Here is a 16,205-nt window from a genome sequence, read left to right on the forward strand (position 1 = left end):
CCGCCGTCCCGGGTCAGTCCTCGGGCTGAAAATCCGGCGGCGGCGCCGAGCCCTCGCCAAAGAAGAACTTCTCCATCTCCTGCTCAAGAAATGTGCGTGCCTTCGGGTCCATCGGCGAGAGTCGATACTCGTTGATCAGCATCGTCTGGTGGCCCAGCCACATCTTCCAGCCTTCCTGGCTGACGTTCGCCATGATCCGCTCGCCCAGTTCACCGGGGTAGGGCTGGCGTTTCATCTTCTGGCCTTCACGGCCGAGTTTGATGCAGTGGACGGTATCATCGCTCATGGTCGAGCTCCTGTTGGTGAATCAGGCGTTGCACCGGGGCCGGCAGCCCGGGTGCGTTGTCGGTGTGCGGTTTATACCAGAGCCGGTCGGCATCCTCGATGCCATGATCGCTCAGTAACCGGGCGCGAACCGGCTGGATCGTCAGACTGTAGTGGGTGAACTCGTGGCGCAGCGGCGGCAGTGTATCGTCCATCAGCTCGATCTCCAGCCCGCGCTCAGCCCGGGCCCAGTCCTCGGCCGGCGCCGTTGCCTCGGGCAGTGACCAGAGGCCGGCCCAGATTCCCGTGGGCGGCCGGCGCTCGAGCAGAATCCCTTCGGGCCCGTCAATGATGATCATGGTGGTGGTTCGCAGCGGTTTCTCCCGCTTCGGCCGGCGGCCGGGATAGGCGCCTGGATTGCCCTCGGCGAAGGCCTGGCAGCCCGACTGCAGCGGACAGCGCGGGCACTGGGGCTGGCGGGTGCAGAGCGTGGCGCCCAGATCCATCATGGCCTGGTTGAAGTCGCCGGTCCGCTGGGTGGGCGTCACCGCCTCGCTGTATGCCCAAAGTTCGCGGGCCACGGCGCTTCGGCCCGGCCAGCCGGGCACCGCGAAGTAGCGCGCCAGGACCCGCTTGACGTTGCCATCCAGGATCGCCGCGGGCGTGCCCCGGGACAGCGACAGGATGGCAGCGGCGGTGGAGCGACCGATCCCGGGCAGGTCGGCCACCGCGGCCGGGTCGTTGGGGAAGACGCCGGCATATTCGTCCACCAGCCGTTGCGCGCAGCGATGCAGGTTGCGGGCGCGGGCGTAGTACCCCAGTCCCGCCCAATACCTGAGTACTTCGTCCAGGCCTGCCGCCGCCAGCGTCTCGACGTCGGGAAACCGGGCCATGAAGCGCTCGAAGTAGGCGATGACGGTGGTGACCTGGGTCTGCTGCAGCATCACCTCCGAGATCCACACCCGGTAGGGCGTCGCCGGACGCTGCCAGGGCAGATCATGGCGGCCCGCGCGGTCAAACCACTCGAGTACCGCCGGGGCAAACCCGTCCCGGGTCGGGGGCTGCGCCACGGCCATCAGTTGAGCAGCCCCTCCAGCCGGTCGCGCAGTCTGTCGACCTCTTCCTCGACCCGCTCGCGGATCTGCGTGCCCTGGCTTTCCTGCAGCACGCGGGCGATGTTCAGTCGGATGGACGGATCACTCCAGCTGCCCTCGATCTGCAGCGGGATGGACACGCCCCGCAGCGACTCCGGCGGCACACCCCCCTGTCCCTCGAGACTGCCCACCACGCTGACATCCAGCGACAGGTCCAGGCGCTGCGCGGCCAGGTCGCTCTGACCCTCACCGCGCAGCCGCAGCACCGGCGAGTCCATGGCGATGTCATCGCTCCGGGCCACGCCATCGCGCACGACCACACTGGCGGTCAGGCTGGTGAAATCGGTGCTCGGGCTGGCATCCGCGGCGGGCGGTGTCTCACCCTGAAGGCGGGCCAGCGCCTCGCGGATCAGGCGGGCGATGTTGACCCCCTTCACCGCGCCGTCGCGGATGCTGAAATCGCCACGGGCGTTGAGCGTGGACAGCGGCGCGGCCCCGCTCGACAGGGCCATTTCGCCGTCGGCGTTGATCCCGGCGGCGCCGGTCAGGCGGTCGATGCCGGTGAGCGCCTCGAGCAGCGGTCCCATGGCGACGCCGTTGAGCCCCTCGTCAAACGTGACCGGCAGACGGCTCTGCTGGCTGGCCAGGCGGATGTCACCGGTGTACGCGCCCTCGTAGAAATCCGCGCCCAGCGGATGGATACGCCAGCCCTCGCCGGTCTGGACGACGTCGGCGTTCAGCGCGGTCAGTGTCAGATCGTTGGCGCTGACCGTGGTGTCGCGCAGTGACAGGGTGTGATCGCGGCGGATGATCAGATCGCCGTCAATGCGCGTCTGCCACTGTTCGTCGCCCCGCTCGATGGCGGCTTCAAAGGTGATGGGGGCGGTCTCACCCAGCGCAATGGCTCCCAGATCCAGGGTGACCGGATCGGCGCGGAGGCGCTCGCCGGTGGTCTCGTCGGTGTAGAGCAGCTGCCCGCCGGACAGATCGATTCCTCCCAGGCTCAGGCCGGCCAGCCAGTCCGGCAGGCCGCCGGTGGCACCGCCCGCGTCGCCGCCCTCGCCGGCGCCTTCACGGGCGGTGCCGATCTGCCAGTTGGCCTGTCCGGAGCCATTGCGAATGAGCCGGACGGTGGGCTGATCGATGGTCAGGGTCTCCAGCTGGATCTGGCCCGATAGCAGCGGCATGACGGCCATGCCAGCACTGACGCCTTCGGCGCTGAGTAGCGGGGTGTCGTCAAACCCGTCCCCGCTGCCCAGCCGAATGCCACCCAGATCAAGGCTGAGCCGCGGGAACAGGCTCCAGCCGATTTCGTCTTCGATGACGAACGAGCGCCCCAGCTGATCCTCAACCGCGGCGGTCAGCGAGTCGCGGTAGTCGTTCGGATCGAACAGCAGGAACAGCGCGGCAATGCCCGCCACAATCAGTGTGGCGATACCGCCGAGCAGGATGAACAGCACCCTCATGCGATGGCTCTCTTGTTAGGATGACGACTGGGATCATAACGCCGAAAGGGAAACATGAGCGATCAGGCCGCATTGGCGCCCGGCGCGGGGCGTGGCTCCGCGCTGCTCAAGTGGCTGCTCGCAGGGCTGTTGCTGGGGCTGGTCGCGCCGGCATCGGCCGCACCGCTGAAAGTGGCGGTGGCCTCGAACTTTCTGGCACCGCTCGAGGCCCTGGCCGACGTCTACCACCAGCGGGGTGGCCCCGCGCTGCAGATCAGTGCCGGCGCCACCGGCCAGCTCTACGCCCAGATCACACAGGGTGCGCCCTACGATGTCTTTCTCGCCGCGGATCAGGCCCGGCCGCAACGGCTGGTGGCCGAGGGCGCGGCGCTTGCCGACTCGCGCATGACTTATGCCCGTGGCCGGCTGGTGCTCTGGGCCCGGCCCGGTGTCGAGCTGCCCGTCAATGGCCTGGCCGGGCTGCAGCGCTCGTTAGTGACACGCCTCGCCATCGCCAATCCGGCCCTTGCCCCCTACGGTCGGGCCGCCCGTGAGGCGCTGCAGGCAAGCGGACAGTGGTCGGTGCTGAGTGAGCGGATCGTTCAGGGGCAGAACGTCGGCCAGGCCCTGCAGTATCTGGCGACCGGCAATGTCAGCCATGCGCTGGTCGCGGCGTCCTACACCCGCCTCGACGAGGGTCCGGCCGGCGACCACCAGCCGGTGGATGCGCAGCTGTACGCTCCGATCCGCCAGGACGCGGTCATTCTGTCCGGGACGGCATCCGCCGATCAGGCCCGGGCTTTCCTCGCGTTTCTGCGCGGGCCGGCGGCGGCCGACGTGCTGGCGTCGTTCGGCTATCGCCCGGCGGGTGGGTCGCGATGAACCTCACGCCGGTGTGGATCAGCCTCCAGCTTGCCGCGGTGACCGTCGTGGTGTTGCTGGTGCTGGGCACTCCGCTGGCCTGGTGGCTCGCCACGGGCCGCAGCCGCTGGCGGGTGGCGGTGGATGCGGTGGTGGCCCTGCCGCTGGTGCTGCCCCCCACGGTGCTTGGCTTCTACATGCTGATCCTGCTCGCCCCGCAGGGACCGGTCGGCGGGCCGTGGCTGGCAGTGACCGGTCAGACCCTTACCTTCAGCTTTACCGGTCTGGTGATCACCTCGGTGCTCTATTCGCTGCCGTTTGTCGTCCAGCCGCTGCGCGATGCCTTCCGCGGGATCGGCCCGCGGCCGCTGGAGACCGCGGCGATGCTGGGCGCGAGCCGTCTGGATGCGTTCGTGACGGTGGCCTGTCCGCTGGCGGGGCGGGGTTTTGTCACCGCCATCGTGCTCGGCTTCGCCCACACACTCGGGGAGTTCGGGGCGATCCTGATGGTTGGCGGCAGCCTGCCGGGCGAGACGCGCACCGTCGCCATCGCGATCTACGAAAGTGTCGAGACCCTCGACTACGCAGCCGCCCATGCCCTGTCCGCCGGCCTGCTGGTGTTCTCGTTCGTGGCGCTGCTCATCATCTACACGCTCAACGGCCGGCGGCGCGCGGGGGTGGGGCTGTGACGGCGCGGCCGCTGGATTTTGATGTGACGCTCGAGCGCCCGGGCTTCCAGCTGCGGGCGGCGGACCGGATCGAGTCGGGGATTACCGCGCTGTTCGGTCCATCGGGCTGTGGCAAGACCAGCCTGCTGCGCTGCCTGGCGGGGCTCGAGCCGGCGTGCCGGGGGCGGATCCGGCATGGCGATCAGCCCTGGCAGGGGCCGGGGGTGCGCCTGCCGCCGCATCGCCGTGCCGTTGGGCTGGTGTTCCAGGACACCCGGCTGTTCCCGCATCTGAGCGCGCGCGGAAACCTGGACTTTGCCGAACGCCGACGACGGGGCGACGGCCCTGGCCGTGCCGAGGTGATTGAGGGTCTTGGCCTGCGCGCGTTGCTTGATCAGAGTCCCGCGGCGCTCTCGGGCGGCGAGTCGCAACGCGTGGCGCTCGGTCGGGCGCTGCTCGCCGGGCCGCGGCTGCTGTTGCTCGATGAACCCCTGAGCGGGCTGGACGCCGCGCGCCAGCGCGAGATCATGCCGCTGCTGCGGGCCATTCCCGAGCGTTTCGGCGTGCAGCTACTGGTGGTCACCCACGCCTGCCACGAGGTGCTCTCGCTGGCGGATCGCATGATCCTCATGCAGGCCGGGCGGCTGATCACCCAGGCGCCGCTGAGCGATCTGTTTTCGGCGCCGGACTACTGGCCCATCCTGGGGCTCACCGAGCCGGCCGTGGTCTGGCCGGGCCGGGTGGTGGCCCGGGACAACGACTGGGGTTTGACCACACTGGCCACCGACGCCGGGCGGCTTCGGGTGAGCGGTATCAACCCCGGCTCGGGCGCGCCGGTGATGCTGCGGGTCAGCGCCCGCGACGTGGTGCTGAGCCTCGAGCCGCCCATGGCCACCAGCATGCTCAACAGCCTGCCGGTGCGGGTCGAGGCCCTCGAGAACGAGCGCGACGGCGTGGTGCGCGTGCGCCTGGCGGTGGGCCATCGCGCGGCGTTGTGGACGCATGTCACCCGCCAGTCAGTGGCTGCCCTGCGGCTTGAGCCGGGCCGGCGTCTGCATGCATTGATCCGACCCGAAGTGCTTGGCGTCAATCATTGATAAAGGCGAATGCCAGAGCCTTTACTCCCGCCCGCCCCAGCGTCAGACTCCGCGCCTTTGCAGTGCACCAAAATACGCGGAGATGGTTTCATGGCAGGCGTCGCGCAGCAGAATTGTCACGTTGAATACCGCGGCTGTGACATCGTCATCAGTGGCCCCTCGCGCGAGGCCCACGCCCAGGCGCAACGCATCATCCGCCGCTTTGCCTGCAGCGCCGTGCCCTACCGGCTGGCCAGCACGGGCACCGACCAGGTCATCCTCAAGCCGGCCTGACTAGCCGCCAGGGTCGGCAAGCCGCGCCGGCACCTCGAAGCCATCGGGCAGGGGGTCGTCGGCCTCCACCTCGAACCGGCCGCTGCCGCTGCAATGACCGGTCCCGGTGACTGTCACGATCAGATGCCCGTCGGCATCCACCTCGCGGATAACGCCACGGAAGGCGACGCCGCTCAGCCCCGCCACATCCCAGTCCTGACCCGGACCGATCAGCCCCTGGCGATGGCCAAGCGCCAGCCGCGCGGCAATCCCGGATCCAGTGGCACTGCGATCGACCTGGCCGCCACCAAAGATGCACAGGTTGCGTGACGCCGGCGACTCGCCGGGCAGTCGCCCGTCGGTGATGATGCAGCCATACAGAAAGCCCAGATCGGCGGCATCGGGATGGCGGATCGTCAGCTGCGCGCGTCCCGCCTGGATGATCCCGCGACCCGCCTGCACCAGGGACTCCGTCGGGCTGTCGGCCAGATCAAGGCCCAGTCGACGCGCCGGAACGACCGCGTAGTAAGCACCGCCGTAGGCGATATCGACGCTGACCGCGCCACGGCCGGGCAGTGTCAGGGTCTGCGCCAGCGGACCGGCAAAGACCGGCACGCTGTCAAAGCTGACCGCCCCGATGGGGCCGTCGGCCGGTGTTTCCACGCGCACGGCCACGGGGCCGCAGGGGCACTGCAGGTTGAAGTGCGTGACCGGGGGCGTCGGCGTGACAAGGCCGGTGTCGATCATCCAGCGCCCCAGGGCGATGGTGGCGTGGCCGCACATGGTGCTGTAGCCCTCGTTGTGCATGAACAGCACCGCCAGTGCACAGTCCGAGTGATCGGCTGCGGTCGGCCAGACGCCGTACATGTCGGCGTGGCCGCGGGGTTCGAGCATCAGGTGCCGGCGCACCCGGTCGTGCCGGGTAATGGCGTCGCGGCGTTTCTCGAGCAGGGTGTCACCGGCAAGCGGCGGGGCACCGTCGGTGACGATGCGCACCGGCTCACCGGCCGCATGCAGATCGGTGTAGCGGTAATGGTGGGCGGTCGGCGTCACTGCCGCGTCCCGGGCTGCTCGATGCCATCCACCCGCCGCGGCAGGCCCAGCGGGTTGTCATCCCGCAGCGCCGGTGGCAGAGCCGCCGCGGGCATGTCCTGCACCGCCACCGGGCGCAGGAAGCGCTCCATGGCCCGGGTGCCCACCGAGGTGCTGCGGCTGTCGGTGGTGGCGGGATAGGGCCCGCCATGGACCATGGCCTCGCCGACCTGTACGCCGGTGGGAAAGCCGTTGAACAGCACCCGCCCGGCGCGCTGTTCAAGCTGGTGGATGAGCGCGGCATGCCCGCTCAGTTCGGCATCGCTGGCGTGGATACCGGCGGTCAGCTGGCCGTCGAGTTCAGCGGCCACCGTGGTGAAGGGCGTGGCGGCGTCCACCGCCACAATCAGCACCGCCGGGCCGAATACCTCGTCGGCCAGTTCCGGCTGCTGGCGCAGGTGCTCGAGGTCAGTGATGAATGCCATGGCCCGGGCGCGTCCATCGGCCGCTTCGCCCGTTGCCAGCCGGCTCACCCCGTCGGCGGCATCGAGCCGCGCGCAGCCCGATTCATAGGCCGACAGGATCCCCTCATGCAGCATGACCGCCGGTGGAATGGCGGCGATGGCGCCGGCGAGCTGGTCGCGGAACGCCTCGAACCCCGCGTCACGGCGCAGAAACACGACGCCGGGTTTGGTGCAGAACTGCCCGCAGCCCATGGCCACTGAACCGGCCAGGCCGGAGGCGATATCGCCGCCGCGCTGGACGAGGGCTTCGGGGAGGATGAACAGCGGGTTGACGCTGCCCATTTCGGCATACACCGGGATCGGCCGGTGGCGCTCGGCGGCGAGGCGCTGCAGGGCGAGGCCGCCGCGCTGCGAGCCGGTAAAGCCCACCGCCTGGATGGCGGGATGCTGCACCAGTGCGGCGCCCAGGGCATGTTCGGCGCCCTGCAGCATCGAGAACACGCCGCCGGGTAGCCGGTGCTCGGCGACCGCCGCTTCCACCGCCTCGGCGGCGAGGGCTGACGTGCCAGGGTGCGCCGGATGGGCCTTGACCACCACCGGGCATCCGGCCGCCAGCGCCGAGGCGGTATCACCGCCACAGACCGAAAAGGCCAGTGGGAAGTTGCTGGCCCCGAATACGGCCACCGGCCCCAGGGGGATATTGCGCTGGCGCAGATCGAAATCGCCATGCTCGATGCGAACGCCCAGGAACGCCCCCTCGCGGACGACACCGGCAAACAGCCGCAGCTGCCCGGTGGTGCGGGCCAGCTCGCCGCGAATGCGTGCGTCGGGCAGTCCAGTCTCGGCGCCGGCGCGCTCGACAAAGGCATCGGCCCGTTCATCGAGCCCGCTGGCAATGGATTCCAGCAGCGGTGCGCGCTGTTCGAGCGCGGCGGCCGCCAGGGTATCGGCCGCATCGGCCGCCGCCCGGCATGCCCGGTCGACCTCCTGCGGCGTAGCCTCGGCAAAGGCCGGGGCCAGCGGCTCGCCACTGGCGGCGTCGCGGGCGTTGAACGGGTTGCGGCCGGCCGCGGTCCGGGTCCCGGCAATGAATTGATCGGCTGTGATCGTCATAAAGCCCTACTGCGTCGATGAAGTGTGGTGTCGGTCCAGAGACTCTACGAGGACCTGGCCGGCGGCGAGGTCCCAGAGAGACTGACCAACGCTTTTGAAAATGATCGGGCCGCCGCCCACCGGCTGGGCCTGGTCCAGCACCACGGCCTCGAGGGAAGTGGCCTGCTGCCAGTCGAAATGCCCTGATTCATGGGCCTGGATGAGGTCGCCCGCCTCTTCGCGGGCGCCTTCGGCCGTGTCGATGACCACCCGGCCATGGGCCAGCAGCGCCGGCGGCACTTCCGCCATATGGGCACGGAACGCGCCCACTGCGGCCACAAAGGTGTCGGCGGGCAGCGCGGTGGGCAGGATCGGTCGTGTCGAAGTGGTGGCCGTCACGATGACGCGGACCGTATCCAGAACCGTGGCCGGATCATCGGTCACGCTGACGCGCATGCCGGCCTGGTTCATCTCGGCGGCAAGGGCCTCGGCCCGGGAGCGGGTGCGCGAGTACAGATAGGCCTCGCGCAGGCCCAGGCCATCACGGAACGCCTCGAGGTGGGTGCGGGCCTGGGTGCCGGCCCCATAGACCAGCATCGGGGTATCGGTGCGGGGTGCCAGTTGCCGGGCGGCGAGCAGCGACACCGCCGCCGTCCGCCGGGCCGAGACGGCGCCCCCGTCCACCAGCAGCTGACGCTCGCCGGTGGCGGCGTCCAGAACCACCATCTCGCCCTGTATGGTCGGGCGGTCATGGCGGCTGTTGTGCGGGTGGACCGTGACCAGTTTGGTGATTGCGAGGCGGCCATCGGTGGCGGGCATGAGCAGCAGCGTACCCCCCTCGGCAAGGCCCATGGCGCCGCGGGTGGGGCACTCGGTGTATCCGGCCCGGGCGCTCGCCAGCACCCGGGCGCAGGCGTCGGCAAGGGCCGGATAGTCGAGTCGCTCGAGGGTCTGCTGGCGGTCGAGTGTGCGCATGGTCAGTTCACCGAAAAGCCGAGGGCGAAGGGGTCGCGATCATCAATGAAGATCGTGTTGTAGCCGGTGACCCGGGCCCAGCCAGTGATCTGCGGGCGGATGCCGGTATGCGGGCCGATGATCTCAGTGTCCAGGACCTCGCCGGTGAACAGGCTGCCGATCACGCTTTCATGGACAAACCGCTGCCCCACCGCCAGGCGCTGACGGCCGTGGAGCTGCGCCATGCGCGCCGAGGTGCCGGTGCCGCAGGGCGAGCGATCGATGGCCCGGTCGCCATAGAACACGGCGTTGCGGGCATCGGCCGCCGGATCGCGCGCCGGGGCGGTCCACATCACGTGCGAGACCCCGCGGATCGTCGCGTCATCCGGATGGACCGGATCAATCAGGGCGTTGAGGCGCCGGCGTACCTGCGGTGACAGGCGCAGGATGTCGTCCACGCTCAGCTGATCCAGGCCCTCAAAGCCCGGCTGGGGATCGAAGATGGCGTAAAAGTTGCCGCCATAGGCGATGTCGCAACGCAGCCGCCCCAGGTCGGGGACATCCACTTCGACATCACGCGCTTCAAGCCAGGCCGGCACATTGCGCAGACTCACCGATTCGACGAACCGCCCCGGCTGCTCGTAGCTGACCTCGACCTTGCCGGCGGGGGTCTCCAGCGCCAGTCGCCCGGCGTGGGCCGGTGTGACCAGGCCCTCCTCGATGGCGGTGGTGACGGTGCCGATGGTGCCGTGCCCGCACATCGGCAGGCAGCCCGAGGTCTCGATGAACAGCACCCCCAGGTCACAGTCGGGCCGTGTGGAGGCGTAGAGGATCGAGCCCGACATCATGTCGTGGCCGCGGGGCTCGAACATCAGCCCCTGGCGGATCCAGTCGTGGTGGGCCAGAAAGTCCTGGCGGTACTCGCTCAGGCTGTCGCCGCGCAGCCGCGGCCCGCCGCCGGCCACCACCCGCACCGGATTGCCGCAGGTGTGGCCGTCAATGCAGAAAAACGTATGCCGTGCCATGGCTCAGACGGACGGCCGTGTCGCCAGGGCCTGCTCGATGACGGCCGTCACCCGAGCGCGCTCATCGCCGACCAGGGGCAGGCGGGGCAGGCGCACGGTCTCGCTGCCGCGGCCGGCGATCTGCTCGGCGAGCTTGATCATCTGCACCAGCTTGGGGTCGGTGTCCATATGCAGCGAGTCCATCATCCAGCGGTACAGGTGCACCGCCGGCTCGATCCGCCCGGCCTGAAGATGGTCGTAGATCGCCACGCTTTCGCGCGGATAGACGTTGGCGAAGCCGGAGACCCAGCCAATCGCCCCCACCACCATGCACTCCAGTGCGACATCATCGACGCCGGCCATGATCGCCAGCGCATCCGGCGCCCGGTTGATGAGGTCGTTGATCCGGCGCGGGTCTTCGGAGGACTCCTTGACGGCGACGATGCCCGGTGTCCGGGACAGCTCGACGAGGGTTTCCGGGTCGATGTCGATGCCGTACGAGGCCGGGTTGTTGTAGATCATCGCCGGCAGCGAACAGGCATTGGAGACCGTGCTGATGTGGTGGACGATTTCGCGCCGGTCCGCCTTGTACACCATCGCCGGCAGGATCATGATGCCGTCGGCGCCGATGGCCTCAACGTCGCGCGCATAGCGGCATGCCGCCTCGGTGGTGAACTCGGCCACGCCGCAGATCACCGGCACCCGGCCGGCACTGACCCGGCAGGCCGCGCGGATGACCTCGCGTTTTTCCTCGTCGGACAGCGAGGTGTTCTCGCCACAGGTGCCCAGCATGACCAGGCCATGCACACCATCGCGGATGAGGTTGCCGACGACCTGTTCCGTCGCCGCGACATCGAGGCTGTGATCGGGATGGAACTGCGTGGTGACTGCTGGGTAGATGCCGCGCCAATCGGGAATCATGGGTCTGCTCCTCCTGTGGGTGATGACCGCCTTTCGGTCGGCCATTGTATATTGTATAAAGTTATCCTCCGGGATAGGGATGGTCAACGACAATGAATCTGCAGAGTAGTAGCGGCCGGCAGACAGTGGCCGGGATGCTGGTCAGCGAGATGCGCGAGCGCATCCTCACCCTGGAGTTTCCCGAGGGAGCCCCCCTGCGCCAGGACACCCTTGCCGCCGAGTTCGGGGTCAGCCGGATCCCGCTGCGCGAGGCGCTTCTGCAGCTTGAAGGCGAGGGGCTGGTCACACAGACCGCCCACAAGGGCTACGCGGTCAGCGTGCTGTCGCTTGAGGAGATCCGCGAGATCTTTGATCTGCGCGCCCTGATCGAGGTGGACCTGCTCCAGCGCGCCCTGCCGCACATCACCTCCGAGGTCATCGCCGAAGCCCGTCAGGTGCTCGCCCAGTTCGACGAGAACCTGGCCGCGCCCTCGGCCGAGCGCCAGTGGGGCCACTTCAACTGGCGCCTGCATGCCACGCTCTGCGCGCCGGCGGGCCGTCACCGCAGCCTCGACATCCTGCGCAAGCTGCACCGCAATGCCGACCGTTACCTGCGTCTGCAGCTCAATCTCTCGGATCACAACAATGCCCGTGCCCGCGAAGAGCACGACCGCCTGGTCACCCTCTGCGAGGAGCGCGATAACGCCGAGGCCAGCCGCCTGCTGAACGAGCATATCCTTGCCGCCCGCGACGATCTGCTCGACTTCCTGTCGGTGCGCCGGGCCAATGACTGAGGGGAGTGCGATGAAGATAACCGCGATCAATGTCTACCAGGTCGATCTGCCGCTGCACGAAGGCCGCTATGCCTGGTCCGGCGGCAACAGCGTCGACGTGTTCGACAGCACCGTGGTGGAGATCGAGACCGATGCCGGCCTGACCGGCGTTGGCGAGGTCTGCCCGCTGGGTCCGGCCTATCTGCCGGCCTACGCCGCCGGCGCCCGCGCCGGGTTGCAGCAGCTGGCCCCCGGGCTGCTGGGCATGGACCCGACCCGCCCGATGCAGATCAGCCATCATCTGGATGCCGCCCTGCGCGGGCATCCCTACGTCAAATCGCCCATCGACATGGCCTGCTGGGACCTGTTGGGCAAGGCCACCGGTCAGCCGGTCTGCCACCTTCTGGGGGGCCGATATGGCGAGACCATCAGCCTCTATCGCGCCATTTCCCAGCAAAGCCCCGAGCAGATGGCCGAGCGCTGCCGCGAGTACCAGGCCCAGGGCTATCGCCGCTTCCAGCTCAAGGTGGGCGGCGACCCGGATACCGACATCGACCGCATTCACGCCTGCGCGGCGGTCATGCGCCGGGGGGACACGCTGGTGGCCGATGCCAACACCGGCTGGAGCCAGTACGCCGCGCTGCGTGTGGCCGCGGCGGTGGCCGATCTCGATGTCGCCATCGAGCAGCCCTGCGCCGACTATCGCAGCTGTCTGCAGGTGCGGCGGGCGACGGCCCGGCCGTTCGTGCTGGATGAGTCGGTGGACGGGATGGCGTGGTTATTGCAGGCGATCAACGATGGAGCAATGGACGCGGTCAACATCAAGATTGCCAAGGTGGGAGGACTCACCCGGGCCCATCGGATGCGCGATGTGTGTATGGAATCGGGGATCGTGATGACCCTGGAGGACACCTGGGGCGGCGATGTGGCCACCGCGGCCATTGCCCATCTGGCCCATTCGACGCCCGAGGCGGCGCGCTTTTCCGTCACCGATTTCAACAGCTACGTCACCCGGGCGTTCGCCCCGGGGGCCCCGCAGCGTCGCGGGGGCGAGATGGCCGCATCCACTGCCCCCGGGTTGGGCGTGAGCCTGGATTACTCGGTGCTCGGTGCCCCGATATGGCGCACCGCAGCGTAGGTAATGCTTGCGCGACGGGTCACGATCGTCTAAACCGTAAACTGTATACAATTTTTGGAGGCTCATCCGATGAAAACCACAATCACCGCAATCGCCACGACCGTCGCCCTGGGCGTGGGTCTGGGCGGGGCCGCGCAGGCCCAGGACGATGCCATTGTCATCGGCGTGCAGGTGCCCACCACGGGCTCCGAGGCGACCTACGGTCAGGACATGTACAACGCCGCTGAACTGGCGGCCGAAGAGATCAACGCCGACGGCGGCCTGCTGGGCCGGCAGATCGAGCTGATCAACGGCGACTCGGCCTGCGATCCCCAGCAGTCCGTCAACGCCGCCGGCAACCTGGTCTCGCGCGATGTGCTGGGCATCGTCGGGGGGTATTGCTCGGGCGCCACGATGCCGACCCTCAAGACCTACGGCGATGAGGGCCTGCCGTTCGTGATCACCGCGTCGAACTCCACTCAGCTCATCCCCGCCAACCCCGGCAACGCCTTCATGATCAACTCCACCGGGGCGGATCAGTCGAAAAAGGCGGCCGAGTTCTTCGAGTCACAGGGCATTGAGCGCCTGGCCGTGATCGATCAGGGCGATTCGTACTCGCAGGACCTGGCCGACCTGACCGTCGAGCGCTGGGAGGCGATGGGCCACGAGGTGGTCACCCGCGAGACGGTCAACAAGGGCGAGCAGGACTTTTCGGCCGTGGTCAGCAACGTGCGCTCGAGCGGTGCCGAGGCGGTGTTCTGGACGGCCTACTACGCCGATGGCGGCCTTATGATCCGCCAGCTCCGTCAGGGTGGTTTCCGCGGCATGATCGCCGTGGGTGATGGCTCCAACTCGCCGCAGCTCTTCGAGATCGCCGGTGGCGCGGCCGAGGGCGTGTTCGCCTTCTCCAACCCCACCGCCGAGTTCCTGCCCGCCGCGGCGGACTTCATCGACGACTACGAGGCCGAGTACGGCCAGAGCCCGGGTCCCTACGCCCCGCTCAACTACGACGGCCTCAAGCTGCTCGCCTGGGCCATGGAGACCGCCGGGACGACCGATTCGGCGGCCGTGATCGACGTGCTCGAGTCGACGGACGGGCAGTCGTGGCTGACCGGCCCGATCAGCTTCACCGACGAGAACACGCTGGCCCGCAGCAACTTCATCATCCTCGAGGGCGAAGACGGCGCCTGGACGTTCTTCGAAAACTAACGGGCTGAATCGCGGCGCGGGTCCGGCGCGGGCCCGCGCCGCTTCATTCAGGCAGAGTCAACGGGGGGCTTGGCATGCCGGCCTTTGAGACATTCCTCCAGGCCATCGTCAACGGCCTGGTGCTGGGATCCTTTTACGCGCTGATCGCGCTTGGCTACACCATGATTTTCGGTGTGATCAAGCTCCTGAACTTCGCCCATGGCGATGTCTATATGGTGGGCGCGTTCGTCGGCTTCGGCGTGCTCTCACTGATCTCGGGCGTTGTCGGGGCGGGCTGGTTCGGCCTTGGCATTGCCATTCTGGTTTCCATGATCGCGGTCGGCTGTCTCGGCGTGATCATTCAGCGGGTCGCCTATCAGCCGATGCTCTCGGCGCCGCGGCTCTCGATCCTGATTACCGCGCTGGCGGTCTCGCTGGTGCTGCAGAACAGCGCCCTCAGCCTGACCGACGGCAAGTACACGGCGTTCCGCACCGACCTCGGCTTTGGCGGGTTTGAATTCGGACGCCTTTTCATCAGTCACCAGGCCGTGGTGCTGGTGGCCATCGCCGGACTGCTCATGATCGCGCTCGAGCTGTTCGTGAGCCGGACGATGTATGGCCGCGCCATGCGCGCGGTGTCCATCGACAAGGACATGTGCCGGCTGTTGGGCATCAACGTCTCGCGGGTCGTCGCCATCACCTTTCTGATCGGCTCGGGGCTTGCGGCCGCCGCCGGCACCATGGCGGGCGCCTACTACGGCAGCATCTGGTATTTCATGGGCTTTCTCATCGGCCTCAAGGCGTTCACCGCCGCGGTGATCGGCGGTATCGGCAGCATTACCGGGGCCATGCTGGGCGGTCTCATCCTGGGCCTGCTCGAATCCTTCGGCACCCTGGTGCCGTGGATTGGTAGCGAGTGGAAGGACGTATTTACCTTCTCGATCCTCATTCTCGTGCTCGTGTTCAAACCCACGGGCCTGCTGGGCAAATCAGAAGTGGAGCGGATGTAGCGATGAGTACCGCAACGGGCACAACGACCGGTCTGGTCGACCGCCTCTACGCCGCCTTCGACAGCCCCCGGCGGCAGATGCTGCTGATGGTGGCCATCGTGGTGGTGATGGCCGTGCTGCCAATGCTGATGGGGCGTTATGCGACCACCATCATGACCAACGCGCTGCTGTATGTGGTGCTCGCGCTGGGGCTCAACATCGTGGTGGGCTATGCCGGGCTGCTGGATCTCGGCTATGCCGCCTTCTTTGCGGTGGGGGCGTATAGCATCGGCATCCTCACCGTGCAGTTCGACTGGAATTTCTGGCTGGCCATTCCGCCGGCACTGGTCGCGGCCTGCATGGCCGGAGTGATCATCGGCGGGCCGACCCTGCGACTGCGCAGTGATTATCTGGCCATCGTGACCCTGGGGTTCGGCGAGATCGTGCGCTTCAGCGCGCGCAACCTCGAGATCACCGGCCGTGCCAGTGGCCTGTCGAACATCCCTGAGCCGAATTTCTTCGGCTATGTGATCAACAGCTACGTCGATTTCTACTATGTATTCCTGCTGCTGGCCGTGATCGCGGTCATCGCCAGTCATCGGCTCTATCACTCGCGGCTGGGACGGGCATGGCTGTACGTGCGGCATGACGAGGACGCGGCCGAGGCCATGGGCATCAACCGGGTGCGGGTTAAGCTGGCCGCCTACGTCACCGGATCGGTGTTCGGGGCCGTTGGCGGGATCTTCTTCTCGGTCAATCTGGGCGCCATTTCCCCGGAGAGCTTCAGTTTCGAGCAGTCGGTGCTGATCCTCATGGCGGTGATCCTGGGCGGCATGGGCAAGATCCCGGGGGTGATCCTGGGCGCGTTCATCATCATCCTCGGCCCCGAGCTGCTGCGCGAGCTCGGCGAGCTGCGGCTGTTGCTGTTTGCGGTGGTCATGCTGCTGATCATGCTGCTGCGGCCCAGCGGCATCTGGCCCGAACGGCGTCATTAAAGCGGAGGAGTGACGG

Annotated in this window: 17 protein-coding genes; 9 read left to right on the top strand and 8 right to left on the bottom strand. The window is 68.0% G+C overall.

The window, feature by feature from the left end; translation table 11 throughout:
- Positions 1 to 13 precede the first annotated feature (13 nt).
- The 3 genes from FPL11_RS01965 to FPL11_RS01975 are packed head-to-tail and all read right to left on the bottom strand — an operon-like array spanning position 14 to position 2,824.
- Complete coding sequence (locus tag FPL11_RS01965; RefSeq protein ID WP_110882341.1) at positions 14 to 286, bottom strand: oxidative damage protection protein; 273 nt, start codon at positions 284 to 286, stop codon at positions 14 to 16.
- Entirely contained in the window at positions 276 to 1,340 is a 1,065-nt protein-coding gene (mutY, locus tag FPL11_RS01970; RefSeq protein ID WP_144347009.1) for an A/G-specific adenine glycosylase, read from the bottom strand. Before mutY ends, FPL11_RS01965 begins: the two co-directional genes overlap by 11 nt.
- Complete coding sequence (locus tag FPL11_RS01975; protein WP_144347010.1) at positions 1,340 to 2,824, bottom strand: AsmA family protein; 1,485 nt, start codon at positions 2,822 to 2,824, stop codon at positions 1,340 to 1,342. Before FPL11_RS01975 ends, mutY begins: the two co-directional genes overlap by 1 nt.
- Positions 2,825 to 2,878: 54 nt before the next feature.
- Here FPL11_RS01975 and modA point away from each other — a divergent pair, with 54 nt between their 5' ends.
- The 4 genes from modA to FPL11_RS01995 all read left to right on the top strand — a co-directional run bounded on the left by modA (position 2,879) and on the right by FPL11_RS01995 (position 5,702).
- The gene (gene modA, locus FPL11_RS01980; protein WP_144347011.1) at positions 2,879 to 3,685 is read left to right on the top strand and encodes a molybdate ABC transporter substrate-binding protein; all 807 of its coding nucleotides are present in this window, start codon (positions 2,879 to 2,881) and stop codon (positions 3,683 to 3,685) included.
- Positions 3,682 to 4,353 carry a molybdate ABC transporter permease subunit gene (gene modB / locus FPL11_RS01985; RefSeq protein WP_144347012.1) on the top strand — a complete coding sequence of 224 codons (672 nt, stop codon included), beginning with the start codon at positions 3,682 to 3,684 and terminating at the stop codon, positions 4,351 to 4,353. Before modA ends, modB begins: the two co-directional genes overlap by 4 nt.
- Positions 4,350 to 5,429 carry a molybdenum ABC transporter ATP-binding protein gene (gene modC / locus FPL11_RS01990; protein ID WP_144347013.1) on the top strand — a complete coding sequence of 360 codons (1,080 nt, stop codon included), beginning with the start codon at positions 4,350 to 4,352 and terminating at the stop codon, positions 5,427 to 5,429. Before modB ends, modC begins: the two co-directional genes overlap by 4 nt.
- Before the next feature lie 90 nt (positions 5,430 to 5,519).
- The gene (locus FPL11_RS01995; RefSeq protein ID WP_144347014.1) at positions 5,520 to 5,702 is read left to right on the top strand and encodes a hypothetical protein; all 183 of its coding nucleotides are present in this window, start codon (positions 5,520 to 5,522) and stop codon (positions 5,700 to 5,702) included.
- Here the strand turns inward: FPL11_RS01995 and FPL11_RS02000 are convergent, their stop codons facing one another.
- The 5 genes from FPL11_RS02000 to FPL11_RS02020 are packed head-to-tail and all read right to left on the bottom strand — an operon-like array spanning position 5,703 to position 11,148.
- Positions 5,703 to 6,734, bottom strand: a complete 1,032-nt coding sequence (locus tag FPL11_RS02000; protein ID WP_200833617.1) for a proline racemase family protein — start codon at positions 6,732 to 6,734, stop codon at positions 5,703 to 5,705. It lies immediately after the preceding gene.
- Complete coding sequence (locus tag FPL11_RS02005) at positions 6,731 to 8,290, bottom strand: aldehyde dehydrogenase (NADP(+)) (RefSeq protein WP_144347015.1); 1,560 nt, start codon at positions 8,288 to 8,290, stop codon at positions 6,731 to 6,733. Before FPL11_RS02005 ends, FPL11_RS02000 begins: the two co-directional genes overlap by 4 nt.
- A gap of 6 nt (positions 8,291 to 8,296) precedes the next feature.
- Complete coding sequence (locus FPL11_RS02010) at positions 8,297 to 9,244, bottom strand: delta(1)-pyrroline-2-carboxylate reductase family protein (protein ID WP_144347016.1); 948 nt, start codon at positions 9,242 to 9,244, stop codon at positions 8,297 to 8,299.
- 2 nt (positions 9,245 to 9,246) lie between these two features.
- Positions 9,247 to 10,248: a 4-hydroxyproline epimerase gene (locus FPL11_RS02015; protein ID WP_144347017.1), complete on the bottom strand. Its 1,002-nt coding sequence runs from the start codon at positions 10,246 to 10,248 to the stop codon at positions 9,247 to 9,249.
- Positions 10,249 to 10,251: 3 nt separating this feature from the next.
- Positions 10,252 to 11,148 (bottom strand): dihydrodipicolinate synthase family protein, encoded by an 897-nt coding sequence (locus FPL11_RS02020; RefSeq protein ID WP_144347018.1) that lies wholly within the window; start codon positions 11,146 to 11,148, stop codon positions 10,252 to 10,254.
- Between the two features lie 92 nt (positions 11,149 to 11,240).
- Here FPL11_RS02020 and FPL11_RS02025 point away from each other — a divergent pair, with 92 nt between their 5' ends.
- From FPL11_RS02025 to FPL11_RS02045, 5 genes are all read left to right on the top strand, one after another.
- On the top strand, positions 11,241 to 11,921 hold the full coding sequence (locus FPL11_RS02025) for a GntR family transcriptional regulator (RefSeq protein WP_069133866.1): 681 nt from the start codon (positions 11,241 to 11,243) through the stop codon (positions 11,919 to 11,921).
- Positions 11,922 to 11,931: 10 nt separating this feature from the next.
- Entirely contained in the window at positions 11,932 to 13,038 is a 1,107-nt protein-coding gene (locus FPL11_RS02030; RefSeq protein ID WP_144347019.1) for a cis-3-hydroxy-L-proline dehydratase, read from the top strand.
- A 69-nt stretch (positions 13,039 to 13,107) separates the two neighbouring features.
- Positions 13,108 to 14,226, top strand: coding sequence for a branched-chain amino acid ABC transporter substrate-binding protein (locus FPL11_RS02035; RefSeq protein ID WP_069133868.1), 1,119 nt, complete (start codon positions 13,108 to 13,110; stop codon positions 14,224 to 14,226).
- 74 nt (positions 14,227 to 14,300) lie between these two features.
- Complete coding sequence (locus tag FPL11_RS02040) at positions 14,301 to 15,215, top strand: branched-chain amino acid ABC transporter permease (protein WP_144347020.1); 915 nt, start codon at positions 14,301 to 14,303, stop codon at positions 15,213 to 15,215.
- A gap of 2 nt (positions 15,216 to 15,217) precedes the next feature.
- Positions 15,218 to 16,189: a branched-chain amino acid ABC transporter permease gene (locus FPL11_RS02045; protein WP_069133870.1), complete on the top strand. Its 972-nt coding sequence runs from the start codon at positions 15,218 to 15,220 to the stop codon at positions 16,187 to 16,189.
- The last annotated feature ends 16 nt before the right edge of the window (positions 16,190 to 16,205 follow it).

Source organism: Spiribacter aquaticus (assembly GCF_007625215.1).
GTDB lineage: Bacteria > Pseudomonadota > Gammaproteobacteria > Nitrococcales > Nitrococcaceae > Spiribacter > Spiribacter roseus.

Bases quoted from the DNA above. Each gene is read 5' to 3' on its own strand.
- modB (WP_144347012.1), top strand. From the start codon at position 3,682: ATGAACCTCACGCCGGTGTGGATCAGCCTCCAGCTTGCCGCGGTGACC.
- FPL11_RS02025 (WP_069133866.1), top strand. From the start codon at position 11,241: ATGAATCTGCAGAGTAGTAGCGGCCGGCAGACAGTGGCCGGGATGCTG.
- FPL11_RS02030 (WP_144347019.1), top strand. From the start codon at position 11,932: ATGAAGATAACCGCGATCAATGTCTACCAGGTCGATCTGCCGCTGCAC.
- FPL11_RS02015 (WP_144347017.1), bottom strand. From the start codon at position 10,248: ATGGCACGGCATACGTTTTTCTGCATTGACGGCCACACCTGCGGCAAT.
- FPL11_RS02035 (WP_069133868.1), top strand. From the start codon at position 13,108: ATGAAAACCACAATCACCGCAATCGCCACGACCGTCGCCCTGGGCGTG.
- FPL11_RS02005 (WP_144347015.1), bottom strand. From the start codon at position 8,290: ATGACGATCACAGCCGATCAATTCATTGCCGGGACCCGGACCGCGGCC.
- FPL11_RS01965 (WP_110882341.1), bottom strand. From the start codon at position 286: ATGAGCGATGATACCGTCCACTGCATCAAACTCGGCCGTGAAGGCCAG.
- modA (WP_144347011.1), top strand. From the start codon at position 2,879: ATGAGCGATCAGGCCGCATTGGCGCCCGGCGCGGGGCGTGGCTCCGCG.
- FPL11_RS02045 (WP_069133870.1), top strand. From the start codon at position 15,218: ATGAGTACCGCAACGGGCACAACGACCGGTCTGGTCGACCGCCTCTAC.
- FPL11_RS02040 (WP_144347020.1), top strand. From the start codon at position 14,301: ATGCCGGCCTTTGAGACATTCCTCCAGGCCATCGTCAACGGCCTGGTG.
- FPL11_RS02020 (WP_144347018.1), bottom strand. From the start codon at position 11,148: ATGATTCCCGATTGGCGCGGCATCTACCCAGCAGTCACCACGCAGTTC.
- FPL11_RS01995 (WP_144347014.1), top strand. From the start codon at position 5,520: ATGGCAGGCGTCGCGCAGCAGAATTGTCACGTTGAATACCGCGGCTGT.
- mutY (WP_144347009.1), bottom strand. From the start codon at position 1,340: ATGGCCGTGGCGCAGCCCCCGACCCGGGACGGGTTTGCCCCGGCGGTA.
- FPL11_RS01975 (WP_144347010.1), bottom strand. From the start codon at position 2,824: ATGAGGGTGCTGTTCATCCTGCTCGGCGGTATCGCCACACTGATTGTG.
- FPL11_RS02010 (WP_144347016.1), bottom strand. From the start codon at position 9,244: ATGCGCACACTCGACCGCCAGCAGACCCTCGAGCGACTCGACTATCCG.